13 protein-coding genes are annotated in these 16,995 nt (G+C 73.6%); 3 read left to right on the forward strand and 10 right to left on the reverse strand.

Features of this window, described 5'->3' with window-relative positions; translation table 11 throughout:
- Positions 1–197 precede the first annotated feature (197 nt).
- The 6 genes from egtD to OOJ91_RS34545 form a co-directional block, all read right to left on the reverse strand.
- The gene (gene egtD, locus OOJ91_RS04225; RefSeq protein ID WP_266242681.1) at positions 198–1,163 is read right to left on the reverse strand and encodes an L-histidine N(alpha)-methyltransferase; all 966 of its coding nucleotides are present in this window, start codon (positions 1,161–1,163) and stop codon (positions 198–200) included.
- Positions 1,164–1,216: 53 nt separating this feature from the next.
- Entirely contained in the window at positions 1,217–1,963 is a 747-nt protein-coding gene (gene egtC, locus OOJ91_RS04230) for an ergothioneine biosynthesis protein EgtC (RefSeq protein WP_266242684.1), read from the reverse strand.
- Between the two features lie 40 nt (positions 1,964–2,003).
- The gene (gene egtB, locus OOJ91_RS04235; protein WP_266242687.1) at positions 2,004–3,329 is read right to left on the reverse strand and encodes an ergothioneine biosynthesis protein EgtB; all 1,326 of its coding nucleotides are present in this window, start codon (positions 3,327–3,329) and stop codon (positions 2,004–2,006) included.
- Between the two features lie 203 nt (positions 3,330–3,532).
- On the reverse strand, positions 3,533–4,768 hold the full coding sequence (gene egtA, locus OOJ91_RS04240) for an ergothioneine biosynthesis glutamate--cysteine ligase EgtA (RefSeq protein ID WP_266242690.1): 1,236 nt from the start codon (positions 4,766–4,768) through the stop codon (positions 3,533–3,535).
- A gap of 155 nt (positions 4,769–4,923) precedes the next feature.
- Complete coding sequence (locus OOJ91_RS04245; protein ID WP_266242691.1) at positions 4,924–5,799, reverse strand: hypothetical protein; 876 nt, start codon at positions 5,797–5,799, stop codon at positions 4,924–4,926.
- Positions 5,792–6,736: a sigma-70 family RNA polymerase sigma factor gene (locus OOJ91_RS34545; protein WP_439117018.1), complete on the reverse strand. Its 945-nt coding sequence runs from the start codon at positions 6,734–6,736 to the stop codon at positions 5,792–5,794. Before OOJ91_RS34545 ends, OOJ91_RS04245 begins: the two co-directional genes overlap by 8 nt.
- Positions 6,737–7,256: 520 nt before the next feature.
- On the opposite strand from OOJ91_RS34545, the gene OOJ91_RS04255 reads away from it, so the two are divergent.
- On the forward strand, positions 7,257–8,639 hold the full coding sequence (locus OOJ91_RS04255; protein ID WP_266242692.1) for a serine/threonine-protein kinase: 1,383 nt from the start codon (positions 7,257–7,259) through the stop codon (positions 8,637–8,639).
- A 104-nt stretch (positions 8,640–8,743) separates the two neighbouring features.
- Entirely contained in the window at positions 8,744–10,006 is a 1,263-nt protein-coding gene (locus tag OOJ91_RS04260) for a nucleotide sugar dehydrogenase (protein WP_266242695.1), read from the forward strand.
- Positions 10,007–10,091: 85 nt separating this feature from the next.
- On the opposite strand, the gene OOJ91_RS04265 is transcribed toward OOJ91_RS04260, so the two are convergent.
- The 4 genes from OOJ91_RS04265 to OOJ91_RS04280 all read right to left on the reverse strand — a co-directional run bounded on the left by OOJ91_RS04265 (position 10,092) and on the right by OOJ91_RS04280 (position 15,337).
- The gene (locus tag OOJ91_RS04265; protein WP_266242697.1) at positions 10,092–12,578 is read right to left on the reverse strand and encodes an ABC transporter permease; all 2,487 of its coding nucleotides are present in this window, start codon (positions 12,576–12,578) and stop codon (positions 10,092–10,094) included.
- Positions 12,579–12,724: 146 nt separating this feature from the next.
- Positions 12,725–13,390, reverse strand: a complete 666-nt coding sequence (locus tag OOJ91_RS04270) for a response regulator (protein ID WP_266242699.1) — start codon at positions 13,388–13,390, stop codon at positions 12,725–12,727.
- Complete coding sequence (locus OOJ91_RS04275; protein ID WP_266242701.1) at positions 13,387–14,592, reverse strand: sensor histidine kinase; 1,206 nt, start codon at positions 14,590–14,592, stop codon at positions 13,387–13,389. Before OOJ91_RS04275 ends, OOJ91_RS04270 begins: the two co-directional genes overlap by 4 nt.
- 43 nt (positions 14,593–14,635) lie before the next feature.
- Positions 14,636–15,337: a DUF305 domain-containing protein gene (locus tag OOJ91_RS04280; RefSeq protein WP_266242703.1), complete on the reverse strand. Its 702-nt coding sequence runs from the start codon at positions 15,335–15,337 to the stop codon at positions 14,636–14,638.
- Positions 15,338–15,477: 140 nt separating this feature from the next.
- Between OOJ91_RS04280 and OOJ91_RS04285 the strand changes: the two genes are divergently transcribed.
- On the forward strand, positions 15,478–16,932 hold the full coding sequence (locus tag OOJ91_RS04285) for an LVIVD repeat-containing protein (protein ID WP_266242706.1): 1,455 nt from the start codon (positions 15,478–15,480) through the stop codon (positions 16,930–16,932).
- The last annotated feature ends 63 nt before the right edge of the window (positions 16,933–16,995 follow it).

Below are 16,995 nucleotides of genomic sequence, written 5' to 3' on the forward strand. Positions count from 1 at the left end.
GCCGGGAGGAGGTACGGGGGCGCCCTCGACCCGGCTGCAACAGCCTGAGTCGAAGGTCTCGCCCGCCCCGGAGACCGGGGCCGCGTGGCCGGGTGCGGAACGCACCAGTATGTCGACCACGACATTGAGGGCTACTCCCCTTCGCGCGACAAGCCTAACCGATCACCGACCGGGCCGGACGTCGTGGGTGAACAGCCTCACCCGGCCCGGGCCAACGTCACTCCGAAGAGCCCGTGCGGGTCGGTCCAGAAGTGTGCCGCCGCGAAGCCGGCGTCGCGCAGCTCGGCGGCCACCCCCTCCGGGCGGAACTTCGCCGACACCTCCGTGCGCAGCTCCTCCCCCGCGGCGAACTGGACCGTCAGGTCCAGCACCCGGACCCGCATCGGCCGCGTCGCCCGCAGCCGCATCTCGATCCACTCGTGGTCCGGATCCCAGCGGGCGACGTGCGCGAACGCCTCCGGGTCGAAGTCGGCGCCCAACTCCCGGTTGATCACGTACAGCACGTTGCGGTTGAACTCGGCCGTGACCCCCGCCGCGTCGTCGTACGCGGGCACGATCACCGACGGGTCCTTCACCAGGTCGGTGCCGAGCAGCAGCCAGTCACCCACCTCCAGCGCAGCCCGCATCGCCGCCAGGAAGTCGGCCCGCTCGGCCGGCAGCAGGTTGCCGATCGTGCCGCCCAGGAACACCACCAACCGCCCACCGCCGGTCGGCAGCCGGTCGAGCTGGCGGGTGAAGTCCCCCACGATGCCCCGGACCCGCAGGCCCGGATAGTCGGCGGCGATCTGCGCGGTCGACCCCAGCAGGGCACTGACCGACACGTCCAGCGGCACGAACGTGCCCAGGCCGCCCCGACGGGTGAACGCGTCCAGCAGCAACCGGGTCTTCTCCGACGAGCCGGAGCCCAACTCGATCAGGGTCTTGGCCCCGGTCAGCGACGCCACGTCCGGAGCATGCTCGGCCAGCACCGCCCGCTCCGCCCGGGTCGGGTAGTACTCGGGCAGCCGGGTGATCTCCTCGAACAGCTCGCTGCCCCGCGAGTCGTAGAACCACTTCGGCGGCAGCCACTTCGCCTCGGCGGTCAACCCGGCGCGGACGTCCTGACGCAGACCATGCTCCAGGTCCTGCGGCTCAAGGTAGATCTCCAACGGTTCCGCGGTCATCGGTCCTGCCTCTCTGCTCCGTCACACACCTCGCGTTGCCCGACCGGTGCGGCTCACCGGGTCGGCAGTGGCCTCATCCGCACCTCGTCCACGGTGGCCGTGACCAGGTGCCCCTCCGGCACCGGCCGCCACCCGGGGTCGTCGTCGTGCGGCTCGGACGCCAGCAGCACCGAGCCCGCCGCCGCACGCACCGACAGCGCGTGGCCGAACGTGGTGGCCACCACCCGCCGCCCGTCGGTGAGCAGCACGTTCAGCCGCGACCCCGGGGCGGCCGCGGCGACCTCGGCCACCGTCGCGGCCACCGCCTCCGCCGGGTCGTCGCCGGCGCGCAGCCGGTGCCGCACCAGCGCCCACAGCAGCGCCGAGTCGGTGGCCGCGTCCAGGGTCAGCAGGTCACGCACCGGCAGGCCGGCGGCGAGCGGCACCACCGCGTCCGGCCAACCCCGGACCACACCGTTGTGGCTGAACAGCCACCGCCCCTCGCCGAACGGCGCGGCCGCGCCGTCGAGCACCACCATCCCGACGGTCGCCGAACGAACCGCGGCCAGCACCGCGCCGGCGCGGGTCACCGCCGCCAGCTCGGCGATCGTCGGGTCACTCCAGATCGGTTGGGCACGCCGGTAGCGCACCGGATCGCCGTCGTCCGGATACCAGCCGACGCCGAACCCGTCGGCGTTGATCGTGCCGCCGCCGCGCATGTCGCGTGGCGCCCAGGACTGGCGTACGAGCGCGTGCGCCGGCTCGAAGAGCAACTCGGCAAGCGTGACCGGCGGTCCCAGATAGGCCAGATGACGGCACATCAGCGCAGTCCGGCCGCCGCCGCACCGGCCCCGTCGGGCGTCACCGGCGCGACTCGTCCGGGCCGGCGTCGCGGGCGCAGCGGAAGCCGCTGAAGATCTGCCGCCGGATCGGATAGTCCCAGTTGCGGAACGTCCCCCGGCAGGCCGACCGGTCCGTGCCGAACGAGCCGCCGCGCAGCACCCGGTGGTCCTCGCCGAAGAAGACCTCCGAGTATTCGCGGTACGGGAACGCGGTGAAGCCGGGATGTCCGCGGAACGTGGTCGACGTCCACTCCCAGACGTCCCCGATCAACTGGTGCACGCCCAGCGGCGACGCACCGGCCGGGTACGCGCCCACCGGCGCCGGCCGCAGGTGACGCTGGTCGAGGTTGGCGTGCGCCTCGGTCGGGTCCCCGTCGCCCCACGGGTAACGGCGCGACCGCCCGGTCGCCGGGTCCCACCGGGCGGCCTTCTCCCACTCCGCCTCGGTCGGCAGACGCTTGCCGGCCCACGCGGCGTACGCCTGCGCCTCGTGGAAACACACGTGCACCACCGGCTCGTCGGCGCGCACCGGATCCCACCGGCCGAAACGCCGGTACGCCCAACCGTCGCCGTCCCGGCGCCAGTGCATCGGCGCGACGAGCTGCTCCCGGACCCGGTGCTCCCAGCCCGCCGCGCTCCACCAACGCCGGTCCGCGTAGCCGCCGTCGGCGATGAACGCCTCGTACGCGCCGTTGGTCACCGGCGCGGCGTCGATGACGTACGCGGGCAGGTCGACACGGTGCGCGGGACGTTCGTTGTCCAGGGCCCACGGATCGGTGTCGGTGCCCATCGTGAACTCCCCGGCCGGCACCAGCACCTCGCCGCCGACCCGCACGGCCGGCTCGGGAGGCGGCGGGGCGTGCAGGACCGCCGCACCCGCACGCAGCTGGTGGGTCGCGAGCATCGTCTCGTCGTGCTGCTGCTCGTGCTGCACGATCATGCCGAAGGCGAACCCGTCAGCGACCAACGGCCGGTCGGTGAAACTCACGGCGTCCAGCAGGTCGTGCACCTTGTCCCGGACCGTGCCCAGATAGGCACGCGCCTCCGCCGGTGGCAACAGCGGCAGCGCGGGCCGGTCGCGGCGGGGCTGCTTGAACGCGTCATACAGCTCGTCGATGTCGCAGCGGACCGGCTCACGACCACCCACGTCGCGGACCAGCCACAGCTCCTCCTGATTGCCGACGTGCGCCAGATCCCACACCAACGGCGACATCAACGGAGAGTGCTGGCGCATCAGGTCGTCCTCGTCGACCGTCTCGGTCAACAGGGCCGTGCGGGACCGGGCGCGCGCCAACTCCTCCGCGATCCGCCCCCGCAACCGCTCACCCTCCGGATGGTCCGTCATGCGCACACCCACCGCCTCGCCCCTCACCGGTCCGCCCTCCGCTCGCGACTGCGGGGCTCGCAACCCCGGCTCACTCCTCGCGCTCACCGGTCCGCCCTCCGCTCGCGACTGCGGGGCTCGCAACCCCGGCTCACTCCTCGCGCTCACCGGTCCGCCCTCCGCTCGCGACTGCGGGGCTCGCAACCCCGGCTCACTCCTCGCGCTCACCGGTCTCCCCTCTGTGCGGCAGCCAGCCGCCGTCGTACGCCTCGTTGGATGTCGTCGTGGGTGCCGGCCGGCAGCTCCAGGCGGGGCAGTGCGGCCAGGGCCAGGTCGAGCAGCGCGGCCGCGGCGGCGGCCAGCGTCGGGTCGGACAGGCCGTGCCGGGCGGCGGCCGACCAGCGGTGCGCCACCGGCGCGCCGATCGTGTACGCCGCGCGCACGGTGCCCGCGTCGGTGAACAGCGCGCTCAGCACCGCCAGCGGGAGACGCCAGTCCCGGTCGGGCTGGGCGTCCAGATAGCGCAGTTCCAGGTAGCCGCGCGGCCGCACCGGTGGAAAGAGGGTGCTGACGTGGTAGTCGAGATCGTCGGTGGTGGGCGGGCGGGGCAGCGCGCCGTCCAGCCAGTCGGCGAAGGTGACACCCGGCGGCGGAGCCCAGTCCGGGCCGCGTCGGCGCAGGCAGAGCAGCGGCGCGGCGAGCACGTACCGGATCCAGGTGGCCGTCGGGTCCTCGTTGGCGTTGCCGGGCACCCACACCGGGCGGGTGCGGGCCGGGTCGATGGCCAGCCAGGCGGCCATCCGCGCGGACGCCCAACCGGTGCGCCGCCCGGCGTGCCGGCCGGCCGAGGCGAACGCCGCGAGCAACGGCGGCCCCACCGCGTGGGCCGCTGCCCAGCGCGCCCCGACCTGGTCCGGCTCGCCGATGTCGAGGCAGACCTGCAGGCCGGCGGTGCTGTACATCATCGTGCGGCCGGCCGGGCCCCGCCTGTCGAAGGCCCGGCGCATGGCGCGGTAGCGAGGGGTGTCCACCACCGGGCGGGGCCGACGGTGTGGGTCGATTCCGCTGCGGCCGAGGGTCAGCCCGGCGGCGTTAAGCAGGCCGGTGACCTGGGCGATGTCGGCCTCAGTGGCCTGGATCAGCGCACCGGCCGAGGAGCGCGGCGGGGTGGAGATCTCCAGCTGGCCGCCCGGTTCGAGGGTCACCGTGCCGCCGTGTCGCAGCGGCTCGGCGGGGCTCGTCGGGTCCAGTGTGACGGGGCTGTGACGCCCCAGCGCCGCCCGCAGCCGCACCGGGTCGACCGGTCGGGCAGGATCGGCGGCGTCGTGCACGGTCCATTCCAGTTCGACGCCTGTGTATGTCGGGGGGCCGGTCTTGAAGCAGATGCGGGCGAGATGTCTGCCTGCGGCGGCGGACTCCCGCAGGATCGCGCTGCGATCCAGCTCGGGCGACGTCACCATCGGTGCAGCCTCCTTCGTCGTGCGCCAGGTCCGGAACACTGTGCCACCGTAAACCCACCCACCGACACTCCCGGCGGCGTCGCCGGTGCCACCAACCTCTGTCTAACAGACGAATTTCCCAGTGCAGGCCAGAACGAACCGCGCCGTACGGACGCTCAGTTCGCTGCCGGCCCGGCCGGGTGGGAGGGCTTGACCCGCGCCGATCCGGGCGGCGTCGGCGCCGCGGACGGTTCGCCGGGGGAAGGGGGCCGCGCCGGAGCGGACGGCGTCGTCGGGGACGGTGGCGGCGAAGCCGACGGCTTCGCGTCGGGCACCAGTCGCTGGCAGTACGCCTCGACGGCGGCGACGCCACCGGCGGCCGTCACCAGCCGCTGGAAGGCCGGCGTGCGCAGCGCCTTCTCCCGCTGCTCAGGCTTCTTGGCCAGCCAGGCGCGGCACAGTCCGTGCACCTGACCGTTCGGCGTCGGACCGACTGACGGAGTGCCCGCCGAGGAGGGCGGGCCAGACGGCGTCGACCGGCTCGGCGCAGCCGACGTGGTCGCCGCGGGATGACCGGCGGTCGGTGGCGCGCTGCTCGGCGCGCTGCTCGGCGCCGGCGGCACCGGGTCGGGTGCCAGGTCCAGGCCGGCCGCGGCGAACGCGGCGCCCGCGGTGGCCGTGGCGGCCAGCGCGCCGATCCAGGCCAACGCGCCGGTGGTGAGCCGGCGGCGGCGCGGTCGTCGGGCCACGGAGGGCTCCGGGGCGGCGACCCGGGCGGCCCGGAACGCGGCCAGGGCGGCCTCCTCGCCCGCCAGCTCCCCCGGCCGGGCCGGACCGGCTGCGGCGGCGAGCAGCCGCGCCAACGGGTCGGCCTCCGACGCCTGCGCGGCGGCCGACGCGCTGGGCCGCTCGGCCGCGTCGAGGTCGAGGGTCACCTCGGGGTCGGCGGGCACGTCGATGCGGGCGGCGTCGAGCAGCCGTTCGGTCTCGGCACGGCCGGCCTGCCGGTCCGGCCGGTACGGGTTCATCCGGAATCCCCTCACGTCAGCCATCCGCCTGCTCGGCGTGTGACGTCCGCCGGGATCGGCCGGTCCGCCCGCGAGGTGGCGGGACCACGTCGGCGCCGACCGACGGTGCGACGCCGTCGGCGCCGAGGGTCGGCGCCGGGGTCGCGTCCTGCGGAGTCGGCGCGGACACCGGGCCCTGCGCGCCGGGCGCAGGCGCGGGCAGCGTGGTCGGCATCGGCGCAGGCCGCATGGCCGGCGTGGTCGGCGCGGACACCGGGCCCGGAACGCCGGGCGCAGACACAGGCTCGGGCCGCGTGGTCGGCGCGGACACCGGGCCCGGAACGCCGGGCGCAGACACTGGCTCGGGCCGCGTGCTCGGCGCGGACACCGGGCCCGGGACGCCCGGCGCCCGGGTCGGGACGGTGCCGTCGGATGGCGGCGCGGTCGCCGTCTGCCGGTCCAGGAGGGTGGCCAGCCGCCGCAGCCCACGGTGGGCGGCGGTCCGGACGGCTCCGGCCCGACGCCCCAGCACCCGACCGGCCGACTCCGCGTCCAACCCGATCACGGCCCGCAGCAGGACGGCCTCAGCCTCACGCGGCGGCAGCGTGGCGATCAACGCCAGGGCCGCCTCGGTGCTTATCGTCTCGCCGGCCCGCTCGGCGGTGTCGCCGTCGCCTGCCAACTCGGTGAGCGCCTGCACGGGGACCGGCAGCGACGGTCGTCGACGCAGCCGGCGCAGATGGTCCATGGCCCGGTTACGGGCGATGGTGACCGTCCAGGCGCGGAACTCACCGCCGGTGAAGTGGGGCAGGTCGCGGGAGATCTGCAACCAGGTCTCCGACGCGACGTCCTCGGCGTCCGCGCCGACCAGGGCGGTCAGGTAGCGCAGCAGACCCGGCTGGAGACTGCGGTAGAGGAAGCGGAAGGCGTCCTCGTCACCGGCCTGCGCGGCGGTGACCGCCTCGGACAGTTCGCCGGTCATCCGCGGCCCACGGGTCGCCCACGGCGGCGGCCCGGTACGACGTGCCGCGCCGACGACGTCCGCGCGCGAACCGTCGCCCCCACCGGCTCCCGCACTCGCACCGCCTCCACCGAATCCGCTTCGCGCCCGCGTCCGGGCCGGCCGGGGCGTCCGCGCCGGCGCGAGGGCTCGCGACGCACGGTCCGCCGGGCGGCCCCGAGCCGGGCTAACGGTAGGAGGGGACCCTCGGAGCGACAAGTCGGGATCGCGTCACGGAAGAGTGACAATTATCAAGCCGTCCGTCCGGCGTGCCGCCGTAACAGGTGTGAACCACCCGACGCTCCCCGGGCCGGGAGACGGCCCGCGGCGACGATCCGGCAAGCGTACGCCGGGATGTGTCGGGTTTTGTCACGCGCCGTCGTCAATCCGTCACAGATCGGGCCGCGTCCACACAGGTCAGACCGGACGGACCGCCCGAGGCGACCACCTGGCGGATCAACCGCGACGCGCCGATGCCGGCCACTCTGGGTACGGTAATGCTGTGTTGTCATCGGAGGTCGTGCTCAGCGGGCGGTACCGCCTGGACGAACGTGTCGCCACCGGCGGCATGGGCGACGTCTGGCGTGCCTCGGACCTGGTCCTCGGCCGACAGGTCGCGGTCAAGGTCCTGCTGCCGGCGCTGGTCTCCGACCCGGACTTCATCGCCCGTTTCCGGGCCGAGGCACGGATCATGGCAGCTCTGCGGCACCCCGGCATCGTGCAGGTGTACGACTGCGGCGAGGACGACCTGCCCGACGGCGGTCGGGCGGACTACCTGGTCATGGAGTTCGTCGAGGGTGAGCCGCTGTCCAAGCGGATCGAGGCGGCCGGTCGGCTCGACGTGGCCGAGACGATGTCGATCGTGGCCCAGGCGGCGCACGCCCTGAGCGCGGCGCACCGCGGCGGCATCGTGCACCGCGACGTCAAGCCGAGCAACCTGCTGGTCCAGGAGGACGGCACTGTCGTCCTGGTCGATTTCGGTGTCGCCAGGTCCACGAACGTGACGAGCATCACCAGCACCAACGCGGTGCCCGGCACCGCTCTCTACATGGCGCCGGAGCAGGCCGCCGGTCGTCCGGTCAGCGGCGCCACCGACATCTACGCGCTCGGCGCGGTCGCGTACTGCTGCCTCACCGGCGGTCCGCCGTTCACCGGGGACAACCCGCTCCAGGTCGCCATCCGGCACCTGGACGACGAGCCGCCGGAGATGCCGCACGACATCCCGGAGGCGGTCCGCGCCCTGGTGTCGCGGGCCCTCGCGAAGGATCCGCTGGACCGCTTCACCAGCGGCTCGGCGATGGCCGAGGCCGCCCGCACCGCGGTCACCGGCGGCGAGCCGCCCACGGCGATGGCGACGGCGGCGTCGGTCCCGCTGCGGGAGGCCGGGCCGGGCACCCGCACCGACGTGCCGGCCGGCGCGGCGGTGGCGGGCACGGCGGACGGCGGACGGCAACGACGTCGCGGGCCACTTGTCGGCGCGGCGGCCGCGATGCTTGTCGCCCTGATCGGCCTGGGGGCGGCACTGGGCGCGGCGCGCAACACAGGCGACGAGGAGCCGGCCGTCAACCTGCCGACGACCTCCGCGACGCAGGGGCCGACCGGGCAGCCGGAGCTGCCGGCAGCGAACGAGCAGGTCACCGACGACCCACAGCGCCCCAACCGGCCGACAGTCCCGGACGCCACCGTGTCGGCGTCGGCAAGCGTCACGCCGAGCGTGCAGCCCTCCCAGTCGTCCAGCCCGCCGTCGGCGTCGCCGAGCGCCACCACCGCGCCGCCGCCAAGTGACCCGCCGAAGACCGACCCGCCGAAGACCGACCCGCCCCCGACCGATCCGCCCCCCACGACGTCGCCGCCGACGGTTCCGGAGGACCCGGTGGGCGGCTGACCCGTCGGCCCCACCAGCACCGATATCCCCAAAACGGACTTACGCCGCCGAAGACCCCTCTAGGCTCTCAGCAGGTCATTTCACCATCTGCCGTGGGAGCCCGGGTGAGCGCTGAGAAGCTGGTCGTGATCGGCCAGGGGTACGTCGGACTGCCGCTGGCCATGCGCGCCGTCGAGGCGGGCCTGGACGTCGTCGGCCTCGACGTCGACGCCGACCGGGTGAAGCGGCTCGCGTCCGGTGAGTCCTTCGTGGAGGACATCCCCACCGACCGGCTGGGCCGCGCGCTGGGCAGCGGTCGGTACCGCCCCAGCACGGAGTACACCGACGCCGAGGGTTTCGACATCTGCGTCATCACCGTGCCCACCCCGCTGCGCGACGGCACCCCGGACCTGAGCTTCGTCGAGCAGGCAGGCGTCGGCATCGGCCCGTACGTGCGGCCGGAAAGCACGGTGATCCTGGAGTCGACCACCTATCCGGGGACGACTGAGGAGCTGCTCCGACCGCTGCTGGAGTTGGCCAGCGGACTGACCAGCCCCGGTGACTTCCACCTCGGCTACAGCCCGGAGCGGATCGACCCGGGGAACCCGACCTGGCGACTGGAGAACACCCCGAAGGTGGTGTCCGGTGTCGACTCGGTGTCGCTGGCCCGGGTGCAGGGGTTCTACCAGCGCCTCGTGGAGCGCACAGTCGCGGTGGACTCCACGAGGGTCGCCGAGCTGACCAAGCTGATCGAGAACACGTTCCGCCAGGTCAACATCGCGCTGATCAACGAGCTGACGATGCTCTCGCACCACCTGGACATCGACGTCTGGCAGGCGATCGACGCCGCCGAGACCAAGCCGTTCGGGTTCCTGCCGTTCCGGCCCGGCCCCGGCGTCGGCGGGCACTGCCTGCCGATCGACCCGTGCTACCTGTCCTGGCAGGTCAAACGGCGTCTCGGCAGGCAGTTCCGGTTCATCGAGCTGGCCAACGACATCAACCACGAGATGCCCGAGCACGTGGCGCAGCGGATCATGGCGGGCCTGAACCGGGCCGGCCGGGCGGTGAGCGGCGCCCGACTGCTGCTGCTCGGGCTCGCGTACAAGAAGAACACGGGCGACATGCGGGACTCCCCCGCCGTCGACGTGGCCCGCCGGTTGCAGGCCCTCGGCGCCGAGGTCCACGCGGTCGAACCGTACGCGGAGGCCCACCAGATCCCCGCCGGGGTGACAGTCGTCGGGCTCACCGAGCGGGAGGTGCGGGCCGCGGACGCGGTGGTGGTGGTCACCGACCACGACAGCTTCGACTACGACCTGGTGGTCCGGCACGCCCGCTACGTCTTCGACACCCGCAACCGGTGCGTCGGCGAGATGGTGGAGCGCCTCTAGACCCGGCACCGCTGGCCGGTCCCGCCGCCGGGGTAGACGGCGGGACCGGCCGGCGGATGTCCGTCCGAGAGCCGCAGGCCCGGGATCACGTTTCGGCGAGCGCCTCGACGACGGGCCGCGACAATGCCCGGCGGGCCGGCAGCACCGAGGCGACCAGGGCTGCCAGCACGGCCACGCCGAGGATCAGCCCGAGCTGGCCGAGCGGCAGCACCACGTGGAAGTCCCCACCGAGGCGGGCCAGCAGGGCCATCGCCGCGGCGCTGACGCCGGTGCCCAGCCCGATGCCGAGCACCGCGCCGACGAGCGCCATCAGGATCGCCTCGACCGCGAGCATGGCCCGCATCCGGGCCCGGGTCAGACCGACCGCCCGCAGCACCGCGTTCTCCCGGGTGCGCTCGACGACCGACAGGCTCAGCGTGTTCGCCACGCCGACCAGGGCGATCACCACGGCCAGGCCGAGCAGCGCGGTGACGAAGGCCAGCAGCATGTCGACAGTGCCGGTGAGCATCTTCTTGTACGCGCCCTGGTCCATCAGGTTCACCGTCGGATAGCGGGCGAGCACGGCCTCGATCGCGGCGCGGGCCTGTTCGGCGCTGACGCCGTCGGCGGGGTCGATCTCGGCCAGGAAGCCCCGCTCGCGGGGGAAGAGCGCGGTGAAGTCGGCGTCGTCCAGGTCGATGACGTGCCCCTCGGGCGCCGAGGTGGCGACCATTGCCGGCGCGTCGTCGGCGACCACCGCCGCCACCCGGAACTGCCGCCCCGCGATGGTGACCGGGGAGCCGACCTGCCAGTCGCGCGCCCGCGCCAGCTCCCGGTGCACCAGGACCTGCCCCGGCCCGAGCCGTCCGACGTCGCCGGCGAGCACCGCGGTAAGCGTCCGACCGACAAGCGCCGGGTGGGCGGCTCGGACCTCGATGTCGCCGGTGACGGTGCTTCGCTGCTCGTGCACCACACCCAGCTCGGGCCGCGCGGCCAACTCCCCGGCGAGCGCGGCGGGCAGGTTCTGACCGATGCCGCTGACCACGAAGTCCGTTCCGATCTCGGCGTCGACGCTGCGTTCGATGCCGTCCTTGGTGCTGCGCGCGCCTACCACGAACGCCGACACCAGTCCGATCCCGATCACCAGGGCGGTCGCCGTGGCGGCGATCCGGCGCGGATTGCGGACCGCGTTGGCCACCGCCAGGCCGACTGTCATGCCGAACAGCAGGCGGGCCGGCCACCCGATCACCCGGACCAGCGCCGGAACGAGCACCGGCCCGAACAGCACGATCCCGAAGAACGCCAGCACGCCGCCGACGGCCACGAGCAGCACCTGACCGGCGCTGGCCGCGCCGGCGAGGGCCGCGACGCCGGCGCCGAGCACCACCGCGCCGACGATCAGGCGTAGCCGACCGGCGCCCCGACTGGGCTGCACCGCCGCGTCGGTGAGCGCGGCCACCGGGGCGATCCGGGTCCCCCGCCAGGCCGGCAGCAGGGCGGCGGCCACGGTGAGCGCGGTGCCGAGCAGCAGGCTGGTCAGCACCGTCGAGCCGGCGACGGTAAGCCCACCGGAGAACGGCACGTCCAGCCGGGACATCAGCAGCCGCATGCCGGCGGCGAGGGCCACCCCGAGCAGCACCCCCAGCACGGAGGCGACGAACCCGACGAGCGCGGACTCCAGCAGGGCGGCCCGGAAGACCTGCCCCCGGGTGGCGCCCACCAGGCGCAGCAGCGCGGTGCGCCTGGTGCGCTGCGCCAGCACGATCGCGAAGGTGTTGGCGATCACGAAGCCGGCCACCACCACCGCGACCCCGACGAAGATGAGCAGCAGCATCATGAACTGGTTCAGGTCTCGGACCGCGTCGTCGACGGCCTCGTCGAGGATCTGCTGACGGCCCTTCACGGTGGCGTCGGCGCCACCGACGGCCGCGTGCAGCCGGTCGGTAAGCACCGTCTCGGAGGTGCCCGGCCGGGCCGCCACCATGATCCGGTCGTACCCGCGCACGCCGCTGACCGTGATCGCGTCCGGCCCGACCAGGCCGATGAACGGTCCGCCGATGTCGCGGACGGTGCCTGCCACGTCGACGGTGCCGACCAGGGTGTACGGGCGGGCCGCGCCGCCGGTGCCGCCGATCTGGACCGGGGCGCCGAGGGTGAAACCCTCCTCGGCCACGGTGGGCGCGTCGAGCACCACCTCGCCCGCGCGGTCGGGCAGGTGGCCGGACACCACGTCGTACGAGCGCAGGGCCGTTTCGGTGGGGATGGCGGCGAGCACGGCGTAGCCGAGCACCGGCCGGCCGTCGGCGCCGAGAACTCCGCCGGTGGCGGTCAGCTCCCCGGCCGCGGCGGCCACGCCGTCGACGGCGCGGACCCGCTCGACAAGGCTCGCCGGCAGCGCCTTGCCGCCGCCGGGGTAGACGCCGAGGTCGGTGTGCCTGTCGAACGTGCCGGCCCGGTCGTACGCGCCTGCGCGCATCCCGTCGACGAAGATCAGGGTGCCGGCGATGAACGCGACGCCGAGCACGACGGCCAGCGCGGAGAGCAGCATGCGCAGCGCCTCGGCGCGCAGCGAGCGCAGGGTCAATCGGATCATGTGCGGGCTCCCGGTGCAGGCGCGGATCGGACCCCTCCGACGCTATGGCCGGTCCACCGGGATTGATCTCCACCTGCACGCTCGACACGTGTACGCCGCAGGTAGCGCCAGATCCGTCGGCCGTACGACCCGGGTCGTACGGCGGGTCACCGGCCGGGCGTGACCAGGCCGCTCTCGTACGCCAGCACGACCGCCTGGACCCGGTCGCGCAGGTGCAGCTTCGCCAGGATCCGCCCGACGTGGGTCTTCACCGTGGCCTCGGCCACGTGCGCCTTGGCGGCGATCTCGGCGTTGGACAGGCCCTGCGCGACAAGCAGCAGCACCTCCCGCTCCCGCTCGGTGAGCTGGGCCAGCCGGGGGTCGGCGGTCGGGCCGGCGCCGAGCTGGCCGGCGAAGCGGTCCAGCAGCCGTCGCGTGATCGACGGGGCGACCACCGAGTCGCCGGCCGCCACCACCCGGATCGCGTCCAGCAGCTCCTCCGGCGGGACGTTCTTGAGCAGGAAGCCGCTGGCGCCGGCCTGTAGCGCGGCGAACGCGTCCGCCTCGGTGTCGAAGGTGGTCAGCACCAGCACCCGGGGCGGACCTGACGGTCGGTCGGCGCAGAGCCGGCGGGTCGCCTCCACCCCGTCCATTGTCGGCATCCGGATGTCCATCACCACCACGTCGGCCTCGGTGCGGGCCAGCACCCGCAGGGCGTCCGCGCCGTCGATGGCCTCCCCGACCACCTCCAGGTCGGGCTGCGAACTCAGCACCATCCGGAAACCGGCGCGCACCAGCGCCTGGTCGTCCACGATCACCACCCGGACCGTCATGCCGCGATCACCTCCGTTGCGGGTTCCGACGGTAGCGGTAGCTGGACCTCGACCTGCCAACCCCCGGTCGGCTGAGCGCCGGCGGTGAGGCTGCCGTCGTACACCGCCACCCTCTCGCGCATGCCGAGCAGACCGTGACCGCCGGGCGGCGCCGGGCTGACCGCCGGGCGGCCCCGGCCGTCGTCGACGACCCGGACCACGACGGTGTCGGCGGTGTACGTCAGCGTGACGTCGACGGTGGCCCCGACGCCCGCGTGTTTGAGCGCGTTGGTGAGCGCCTCCTGCACCACGCGGTAGACGGTCAGTTCCAGGCCCGGTGGCAGGGCCGGCTGCGCGCCGGTGGCGGCGTCGTGGACGCGCAGCCCGGCGTCGCGGAAGCGGGCCAGCAGGTCGGGCAGCTCGGCCAGGGCCAGCCGCCGGTGCTCCGGGTCGGCGGCCACCACCGACCCGGCGGAGGGGCCGGCGTCGCGCAGGACGCCTACCAGCCGGCGCATCTCCTCCAGGGCCGCGCGGCCGGTGTCGGCGACCACCTTCACGGCGGTGCGGGCCTGCTCGGGGTCGCGGTCGAGCATGAACCGCGCCCCGTCCGCCTGGACGATCATCACGGCCATGCTGTGCGCCACCACGTCGTGCAGCTCCCGGGCGATGCGGGTGCGCTCCTCGGCGACGGCGGCCCGGGACTCGGCCTCCCGCTCGCGCTCCAGGGTGGTGGCGCGCTCCTCCAGGCTGAGCACGTAGAGGCGGCGGGTCCGGACGTTCAGCGCGACGAGCCAGACCGCGCCGGTGACGAGCGCGTACCACAGCGCGCTCACCCACCAGTTGATGACGCCGGGGGTCTGCGCGGCGGCGAGCAGCACGCCCACGGCGGCGACCGCGCCGGCGAGCACGCCGTCGCGCAGGCGTTTGCCGTACTTGACGACGCTGTAGAGCGCGATGAGCGCGGCGACGTCGAAAGCGAGCGGACCCCACCTGGCGATCACCTGGACCAGGGCGAGCGCCGCGACGACGACTGTCACGGCGCTCGGGTGGGTGCGGCGGAACAGCAGCGCCACCGCCATGCCCACGCCGACGCCTGTGGCGGCCCACCCGCCGGGCTGGGCCACCGCCGAGGCGAGGCCGACGAACGCCACCATGGCGGAGACGGCCACGTCGAAGGCGACGCCGCGCAGGGGGCGGCCGAACAGCGTGCGTCTCACGGTCACCAAGCGTACGTGTCGTGGCTGGTGGCGGCCGGCCGCCAGCGGGTCAGGGCGGGGTCAGCTCACGCAGGCGGGCGATCTCGATGGCCTGTTCGGTGGCGAGTGAGGTGGCCAGTTCGTTGAGGGTCGCATCGACGCCTACCGACAGCAGGTCGGTGGCCATGGTGACCGCGCCCTGGTGGTGGTCGGTCATCATCGCGATGAAGAGCCTGTCGAACTCGACGCCCCGGGCGGCGGTCAGCCGCTTCATCGCCTCGGGTGACTGCATCCCCCGCATCCCGGCGTGGTCGTGGCCGGGCGCCGTCTCGGGCAGGCCGCGGGTGGCGAGCCAGCCGCGCAGGACCTTGATCTCCGGGCCCTGGCCGGCGCGGATCCGGTCGGCGTAGGCGCGGATCCGGGGATCGGCGGCCCGCTCCTGGGCGAGGGCGCTCATCTCCAACGCCTGCTGGTGGTGCGGGATCATCATCTGGACGTAGACGGTGTCCAGGCCGTTGTAGCGGGGCGGGCTGTCGTCGCGCACCTCCTGGGCGGACCGGGCGACCGCCGGCTCGCCGGGGCGGCCCGGCACGAGCACCGGCGGGGGCGGCGGGCCGGTCGGGCTGGCCGCCGTCGGGCTGGGCGACGCCGAGCGGGTCGAGGCCGCCGGCCGGCCGGGGTCGCCGGTGGCGCGGACAGCCAGCACCGCCAGCACCACAATGAGGGCCGCCGTTATGACGACGGCCAGTAACCGACCACGTCGGACGGTCATGCCGCACCCCCCTCAGGTCGAGGTCGCAGCGATCCTATCCATTGACGAGTCGACGCGGATGTGACCCGGGTCACATCGATGATCTCCGACGGTCGGTAAGGTACCGACCATCGCCATCCCCCTTTCGAAGGGCGCCGCCGATGATCCGACTGGCCACCGCACGGCTCCGACAACTCCGCATCGTCAGCCTGGCCGCAACAGGTCTGCTGCTGACAAGCGTCGCCGTGGCGACGCCGAGCAGCGCCCAGGAGGCCGCACCAGCGGCGGCACCACAGGCCGCCGCCAGCGACATCCCGGGCGTCGACGAGATCCGCAGCAGCCCCAACCTGCGGCAGATCGCCAACCTCCCCAAGCAGGCGCCGTTCGACACGACAGCCGCGCTCAACAGCGACATGGCGTTCCAGGGCAAGTACGCCTTCGCCGGCAACTACAACGGGTTCGTCGTCTACGACATCTCCCGGCCCAGCGCGCCCAAGATCACCGCGCAGGTGTCCTGCCCGGGATCGCAGAACGACATCTCGGTCTACGGCAACCTGCTGTTCGTCTCCACCGACTCGTCGCGCAGTGACGACTCGTGCGCGAGCGTCGCCCAGCCCGCCTCCGTGAAGGAGTCGTGGGAGGGCATCAAGGTCTTCGACATCAGTGACAAGGCCAACCCGCGCTACATCAAGTCCGTGGAGACCGCCTGCGGGTCGCACACCCACACGCTGGTGCCGGGCAAGGACCGCAAGAACGTCTACCTGTACGTCTCGTCGTACAGCCCGCGGGCCGAGTTCCCCGACTGCCAGCCGCCGCACGACTCCATCTCCATCGTCAAGGTGCCGGTGAAGAAGCCGACCGAGGCGGCCGTCATCTCGACGCCGAACCTCTTCCCGGACGGCGGTTTCCCGGGCAGCGAGACCGGCTCGGCGACCACCGGCTGCCACGACATCACCGCGTACCCGGCGAAGGACATCGCGGCGGGCGCCTGCATGGGTGACGGCATCCTGCTCGACATCAAGAACCGGGAAGCTCCTCGCCTGATCACCCAGGTCCGGGACACGGTCAACTTCGCCTTCTGGCACTCGGCCACCTTCAACAACGCCGGCACCAAGGTCGTCTTCACCGACGAGCTGGGCGGCGGCGGGGCGGCCACCTGCAACGAGACCGTCGGCCCCAACCGGGGAGCGGACGCCATCTACGACATCACCGGTCGCGGTGACGCCCGGACGCTTGCGTTCCGCAGCTACTACAAGATCCCCCGCACGAACGCCGAGACCGAGAACTGCGTGGCGCACAACGGCTCGCTGGTCCCGGTGCTCGGGCGGGACATCATGGTGCAGGCGTGGTACCAGGGCGGCATCTCCGTCTGGGACTTCACCGACTCGCGCCACCCCAAGGAGATCGCGTACTGGGAGCGGGGGCCGCTCTCCGCCACCGAGCCCGTCACCGGTGGCGCGTGGTCGACGTACTACTACAACGGCAACATCTACTCCAACGACATCCAGAAGGGCCTGGACGTCCTGGAGCTGAACGACTGGCGGACCTGGACGGCGAACCTGACCCGGTTCAACGAGCTGAACGTGCAGACCCAGCCCGGTTACCTGAGCTGGTAGCACCGACCGCGCGACCCGGGCCCGGCCTCTCGTCGAGGGGCCGGGCCCGGCCACGTCAGCCCG

The organism is Micromonospora lupini (genome assembly GCF_026342015.1).
Lineage (GTDB): Bacteria > Actinomycetota > Actinomycetes > Mycobacteriales > Micromonosporaceae > Micromonospora > Micromonospora lupini_B.

Bases quoted from the DNA above. Each gene is read 5' to 3' on its own strand.
- egtD (WP_266242681.1), bottom strand. From the start codon at position 1,163: ATGACCGCGGAACCGTTGGAGATCTACCTTGAGCCGCAGGACCTGGAG.
- egtC (WP_266242684.1), bottom strand. From the start codon at position 1,963: ATGTGCCGTCATCTGGCCTATCTGGGACCGCCGGTCACGCTTGCCGAG.
- egtB (WP_266242687.1), bottom strand. From the start codon at position 3,329: ATGACGGACCATCCGGAGGGTGAGCGGTTGCGGGGGCGGATCGCGGAG.
- egtA (WP_266242690.1), bottom strand. From the start codon at position 4,768: ATGGTGACGTCGCCCGAGCTGGATCGCAGCGCGATCCTGCGGGAGTCC.
- OOJ91_RS04245 (WP_266242691.1), bottom strand. From the start codon at position 5,799: ATGGCTGACGTGAGGGGATTCCGGATGAACCCGTACCGGCCGGACCGG.
- OOJ91_RS34545 (WP_439117018.1), bottom strand. From the start codon at position 6,736: ATGACCGGCGAACTGTCCGAGGCGGTCACCGCCGCGCAGGCCGGTGAC.
- OOJ91_RS04265 (WP_266242697.1), bottom strand. From the start codon at position 12,578: ATGATCCGATTGACCCTGCGCTCGCTGCGCGCCGAGGCGCTGCGCATG.
- OOJ91_RS04270 (WP_266242699.1), bottom strand. From the start codon at position 13,390: ATGACGGTCCGGGTGGTGATCGTGGACGACCAGGCGCTGGTGCGCGCC.
- OOJ91_RS04280 (WP_266242703.1), bottom strand. From the start codon at position 15,337: ATGACCGTCCGACGTGGTCGGTTACTGGCCGTCGTCATAACGGCGGCC.
- OOJ91_RS04285 (WP_266242706.1), top strand. From the start codon at position 15,478: ATGATCCGACTGGCCACCGCACGGCTCCGACAACTCCGCATCGTCAGC.